We start from the raw sequence: 986 nt of genomic DNA, 5'->3' as shown, positions 1-986 counted from the left end.
TTCTACGCACTGGGCAATAATTTTATCCAGTGAGTCTAAAAATATTTCTTCTTGGTTGTCTTCGTCGAGCGGAATATCCCAGCTCGCAAGACGAGACAGAAGTGCCTCATTCTGGCTGTTGCGCCAGTGCTCTAATAATTGGCCTGTGTTGATATGGGGATGCGCTTGGCATTTATCAAGTACATCTGCAAATAAACTTAGGCCTGGTATGGATAAGTCTCTCACTGAGGAAAGGTCCGGTACCATTTGAGCATAGCTCGGATTTTGAATAAGTAGAGCAATAACCTCACGCATAGGAGTTCGTTTGATCTCTTTGTGCGGTTGAGGTCGAGTTTCACTTATCTTTTTACGAGGCTGACGTAGGCGGTTATCAAACCCCGTGCGCTCATCTAATAGTTGTTCGAGCAACTCCTGAAAGTATGGGTCAGGAATCTTGTCAATCAAGGCGCTAGCGTATGCTCTCAACGCAGACTTACCTTCGTTGTTACCCAAATTGATTTGGTGTAACTCAATCAAGTTGTCAAAAAGGTAGCTCGATAGTGGTGTCGCTTGTTCTATTTGTTGCTCGAACGCTGCTTTGCCGTATTTACGAACGTAGCTGTCAGGGTCTTCCCCATCAGGTAAGAATAAGAACTTCAATGTGTTCCCGGTTTTGAGGAATTGAAGTGCGTTTTCTAAGGCTCGCCATGCCGCTTCTTTACCTGCTCGGTCGCCATCGTAACAACACACAACGGTATTGGTTTGGCGGAACAACATTTGAATATGATCGCCCGTTGTCGAAGTGCCTAGCGAAGCGACGGAATAATCTACGCCGTATTGAGCCAGAGCGACAACGTCCATATAGCCTTCAACCACCAAAATTTGTGCTGGTTCACGATGCGCTTGTAACACTTCGTACAGGCCATAAAGCTCTTTGCCTTTATGGAATATTGGCGTTTCCGGTGAGTTGAGATATTTTGGCGTACCTTCACCAAGTACTCGACCAC

At 45.8% G+C, this 986-nt stretch carries 1 protein-coding gene; it reads right to left on the bottom strand.

All coding sequences use genetic code 11. The features are described 5' to 3' along the window. A partial coding sequence (locus R7Q48_RS25120) for a DNA primase (protein WP_318132851.1) occupies nt 1–986 on the bottom strand: 986 nt, incomplete at both ends.

Source organism: Vibrio sp. 378 (genome assembly GCF_033339435.1).
The sequence above is the reverse complement of the archived record's forward strand: the minus strand, read 5'-3'. Positions and strand labels throughout refer to the sequence as shown.